The following is a 4723-nucleotide window of genomic DNA, read 5'->3' as shown; positions in this document are numbered from 1 at the left end:
ACTAGGGCATATCGCTATATTTTTTATAGCAAAACACCGCCGCCGGTGCCTACGATCCGACCGGCACGGCGGGCGTCGGGGCTCGGGTCAGAACGGCAGCTTCGGCATCCCGCCGCCGCCCAAGCCCTTCATGCCACCCATGCGCTTCATCATCTTCATGAGGCCGCCGCCCTTCATCTTCTTCATCATGCCCTGCATCTGATCGAACTCGTTCAGCAGGCGGTTCACCTCCTGCACGTGCACACCGGAGCCGGCGGCGATGCGCTTCTTGCGCGTGGCCTTGATCAGCTCGGGCTTGCGGCGCTCCAGGGGCGTCATGCTCTGGATGATGCCTTCCTTGCGGCGGATGTCCTTCTCCGCCTTGTCCATGTCCACCTGGCCGGCCTTGGCGGAGAACTGGGCCGGCAGCTTGTCCATGAGGCTGGACAGGCCGCCCATCTGCTTCATCTGCTGCAACTGCGACAGGAAGTCGTTCAGGTCGAAGCCGTCGCCGCTCTTGACCTTGGCCGCGAGCTTCTGCGCCGCCTCCATGTCCACGCCCGCGCTCACCTGCTCGACCAGCGCGACGATGTCGCCCATGCCCAGGATGCGGCCGGCATGGCGCTCGGCATCGAACACTTCCAAGCCGTCGATCTTCTCGGACACCCCGGCGAACTTGATGGGCGCACCGGTCACCTGGCGCACCGACAGCGCCGCGCCGCCGCGCGAGTCGCCGTCCAGCTTGGTCAGCACGATACCGGTGAGCGGCAGCGCCTCCTTGAAGGCGCGGGCGGTGTTGATGGCGTCCTGCCCCTGCATGGCATCGACGACGAACAGCGTCTCGACCGGGTTCAGCGCAGCGTGCAGTTCCTTGATTTCGTTCATCAAGGTTTCGTCGATGGCCAGGCGCCCGGCCGTGTCCACCAGCAGCACGTCGAAATAATGCCGCTTGGCGTAGTCGATGGCCGCGCGGGCGATGTCCAGGGGCTTTTGGTCGGCCGTGCTCGGGAACCACTCGGCGCCGGCCTGCGCCGTCACGGTCTTGAGCTGCTCGATGGCGGCGGGCCGGTACACGTCGCCCGACACGGTGAGCACCTTTTTCTTGCGCTTTTCGATCAGGTGCTTGGCCAGCTTGGCGGTGGTGGTGGTCTTGCCCGCGCCCTGCAGGCCGGCCATGAGGATCACCGCGGGCGGCTGGGCCGCCAGATTGATGTCGGCGATGCCCTCGCCCATGGTGGCGGCCAGCTCGCGGTTCACGATGGACACCAGCGTCTGCCCCGGCTTGAGGGAGCCCAGCACCTCCTGGCCCAGGGCCTTTTCCTTCACGCGGGCGATGAAGTCGCGCACCACCGGCAGGGCCACGTCGGCCTCCAGCAGCGCCATGCGCACTTCGCGCAGCATGTCCTGGACGTTGGATTCGGTGATGCGGGCCTGGCCGCGCATCTCCTTGACGAGTCGCGTGAGTTTTTCGGTAAGGGCGGAGGCCATAGGAGTGTTCCGGAAGTGCCCCTGTGCCTGGGCGGCTGGTGCCGCAGGCAGGTCCGCCGGGGGCGGGCGAAGGGCTAAACTGTGAGTCCATGATTTTACCCAGTGCGTCTCCCGTCAGCTGGCTGCTGGCCTTGTCCGCGGCGATGGCTTACGCCGCCCCCGCCGCGGCCGCCGCGCGGTTCGGCGGCAAAACGGGCCGCACCGCGCTCTGGGTCGCCTGGGGCCTGCACGCGGCGGTGCTGGCCTACAGCCTGCTCGGAGGCACGCCGCACTTCGGTTTCGCGCCCGCCCTCTCCATGACGGCATGGCTGGTCCTCACCGTGTATGCCGTCGAACGCCAGATGTTTCCCGAACTCCAGGCCCGCTGGCTGCTGGGCGCCCTGGGCTCCGTGGCGGTGGTGCTCGCGCTGCTGTTTCCGGGGCAGCCCCTGCACGTGAACGCATCCGCCTGGCTGCCGCTGCACCTGGCGCTGGGCATCGCGTCCTACGGACTGTTCGCCGCCGCCGTGGTCCATGCCTGGCTCATGACCCGCGCGGAGCGCAAGATCCGCCAGGCCGCGGACCCGCACAGCGGCATCCCCCTGCTCACCCTGGAGCGCCTCACGTTCCGCTTCGTGATGGCCGGCTTCGTGCTCCTCACCGCCACGCTGGTGGCCGGCTGGCTGTTCGGCGAAACGCTGTACGGCCGGGCCTGGAGGTGGGAGCACAAGACGGTGTTCTCGGTCCTGTCATGGATCACGTTCGCGGTGCTGCTGATCGGGCGCGCGCGTTTCGGCTGGCGCGGGCGCAGCGCCGTGCGCGTGCTGTATGCCGGCGCCGGCCTGCTGCTGCTGGCCTACGTGGGCTCGCGCTTCGTGCTCGAAGTGGTCCTGGGACGCGCCGCATGAAGTACCTCGTCCTGCTGGCGGTGCTGGTCATCGCGTTCGGGGTGTGGCGCAACCAGCGGCGCCGGGAGATGCCACCGCCCGCCGCGGCGCGCCCCGCCTTGCCGCAGGCCATGGTGTCCTGCGCCCGGTGCGGCGTGCACATCCCCCGCTCCGAGGCGCTGACCGACGGCGGCGCGAGCTACTGCACTCCCGAGCACCAGCGCCAAGGGCCGGCGTGAAAGGCCTCCGCCCGTGCCGGCCCTGAAACGCGCCAGCGCCCTGCTGTCCGCCGACGCCCCCTTCGCCCGGCTGTGGGGCAGCTTCCTGTCGGGCCGCATCATGGTGGCCGCCGCCCTGCTGCTGCTGCAGGGCCTGGGCGTGGCGCTGAACCAGTCCTACGAACCCCTGCTGCTGGGCATCTGCGCCGGCTATCTGGTGGCTACCGTGCTGCTGCTGGTGCTGGCCGGCAATGCGCCGCCCGGGCCCCATTCGTGGCTGCAGTGGATGTGCTCGATCGGCGTGGACCTGGCCTTGATCAGCACGCTGCAGATCCTGCACGTGGGCTCCATGAACTTCACGCCCCTGTTCGGCCTGCCCATCCTGATGGCCGGCGTGCTGGGCACGCTGACCCTGGCCCTGGGCACGACCGCGGCGGTGACGCTGTTGCTGCTGGCATGGGCCTGGTGGCTGGGCAGCAGCGGCGGCTCCGACGCCACGCAGCGCTATTTCCAGACGGCCCTCACCGGCACGGGCTACTTCATCGTCGCCTACCTGGTGCACCAGCTCGCCTCGCGCCTGAACCGGGAACAGCAGCTGGCCCAGGCCAGCCAGATGGCGGCCAAGGTGCAGGAACAGGTGAGCGCCCTGGTCATCCACAACCTGTCGGACGGCGTGCTGGTGCTGGACCAGCGCGACACCGTGCGCATCGCCAACCCCGCGGCGCTGCGGCTGCTGGGCACCAACGCCCGCCACGCCCTGCCGTTCTCCATGGCCCATTCCTCGCCCTGGAAGCCGCTGCTGGCCATGGCGCGCCAGACCTTCCAGAAAGGCCAGCCGCAAAGCGCCGACGTGGACGTGCTGCACCCGGGGCAAAGCCCGCTGGCGCTGCACGTACGGGCCTGGCTCACGTCGTCGCAGGAGATCGCGCGCGAGACCGGGGGCGAGCACCTGTGCGTGATGTTCCTGCACGACCTGCGCGAGATGGAGGCCCGCCTGCGCACCGAAAAGCTCGCCTCGATGGGCCGCATGTCGGCCGCCGTGGCCCATGAGATCCGCAATCCCCTTGCGGCCATCATGCAGGCCAATGCCCTGCTGGAAGAAGAACTGCACGAGCCCGGCCAGAAGCGCCTGGCCCACATGGTGCAGCAGAACGCCGAGCGGCTGGCCCGCATCGCGGAGGAGGTGCTGGACATCGCCCGGGTGCAGCACCAGATCAGCCATGCCCCCGCCTCCACCGTCGTGCTTTGCGATGCGGTCGCGCAGGCCTGGGGCGACTGGCAGGCGCAGGACCCGGGCAAGCGCCGGGCCCAGCTCGCGCTGGAGGCGGGCCGCGCGCCCGTGGAGTTCGACGCCGAACACCTGCGCCGCGTGCTCGTCAACCTGCTCGACAACGCGCTGCGCTACATGGGCGGCGAGCCGGACTCGCTCTACGTGGCCACCTACGTCAGCGCGGCTGGCGCCGTGGGGCTGCAGGTGTGGAGCGACGGGGCGCCGCTGGACAAGACCGTGGAGCGCCACCTGTTCGAGCCCTTCTTTTCCTCGGAAAGCCGCTCCAGCGGGCTGGGCCTCTATATCTGCCGCGAGCTGTGCCAGCGGCACGGCGCGTCGATCGGCTACCAGCGCCTCACCCGCAACCTGCCGCGCGGGGCGGTCGGCGGCAATGCGTTCACGGTCGTGTTCCGCAAGAACGCCCGGCCGCAGGACCCGAACACCACGCTGTTTGACACAATCGTCGTCTGACCCCGCCCGCACCTGTCCATGAACGCCAACGCCGCCACGATCCTCGTCGTCGATGACGAACCCGACCTGCGCACCCTGTACGAGCTGACGCTGCTGCGCGAAGGCTACCGGGTCGAGACGGCAGGCAACCTGCAGGAGGCCCGCCAGCAGCTGCAGGCCCGCAAGTTCGACGCCGTGATCACCGACATGCGCCTGCCGGACGGCTTCGGCATGGAGCTGCTGCACGAGCTGCGCGACCAGCAGCGGCGCGAGCGCTGCGTGGTCATGACGGCCTATGGCTCGGCCGAGAACGCGGTGGAGGCCCTGCGCTCGGGCGCCTTCGACTACCTCACCAAGCCGGTGGACCTCAAGCAGTTCCGCTCGGTCGTCGCATCGGCGGTCCAGGGCACGGGCGGCGTGCCGCCGCCCCGCTCGGCCCGCCCCCGGCACCG

General features: G+C 69.5%; 5 protein-coding genes. 4 read left to right on the top strand and 1 reads right to left on the bottom strand.

Going from position 1 to position 4723, the window contains the following annotated elements:
- Nucleotides 1–87 precede the first annotated feature (87 nt).
- Nucleotides 88–1467 (bottom strand): signal recognition particle protein, encoded by a 1380-nt coding sequence (ffh, locus tag AC27KI_RS18890; protein ID WP_487115245.1) that lies wholly within the window; start codon nucleotides 1465–1467, stop codon nucleotides 88–90.
- An 89-nt stretch (nucleotides 1468–1556) separates the two neighbouring features.
- Between ffh and AC27KI_RS18885 the strand changes: the two genes are divergently transcribed.
- The 4 genes from AC27KI_RS18885 to AC27KI_RS18870 all read left to right on the top strand — a co-directional run.
- Complete coding sequence (locus AC27KI_RS18885) at nucleotides 1557–2354, top strand: cytochrome C assembly family protein (protein WP_487115243.1); 798 nt, start codon at nucleotides 1557–1559, stop codon at nucleotides 2352–2354.
- Nucleotides 2351–2572, top strand: coding sequence for a PP0621 family protein (locus AC27KI_RS18880; protein WP_284425824.1), 222 nt, complete (start codon nucleotides 2351–2353; stop codon nucleotides 2570–2572). The genes AC27KI_RS18885 and AC27KI_RS18880 overlap by 4 nt, the downstream gene beginning before the upstream one ends.
- A gap of 13 nt (nucleotides 2573–2585) precedes the next feature.
- The gene (locus tag AC27KI_RS18875; RefSeq protein ID WP_317356124.1) at nucleotides 2586–4292 is read left to right on the top strand and encodes a two-component system sensor histidine kinase NtrB; all 1707 of its coding nucleotides are present in this window, start codon (nucleotides 2586–2588) and stop codon (nucleotides 4290–4292) included.
- An 18-nt stretch (nucleotides 4293–4310) separates the two neighbouring features.
- Nucleotides 4311–4723: response regulator (locus AC27KI_RS18870; protein ID WP_487089482.1), on the top strand; the 413-nt coding region annotated here is incomplete at its 3' end.

It is taken from the genome of Acidovorax sp. KPB24-03 (assembly GCF_057546605.1).
This window is presented reverse-complemented; position numbering and strand designations above follow the sequence as displayed.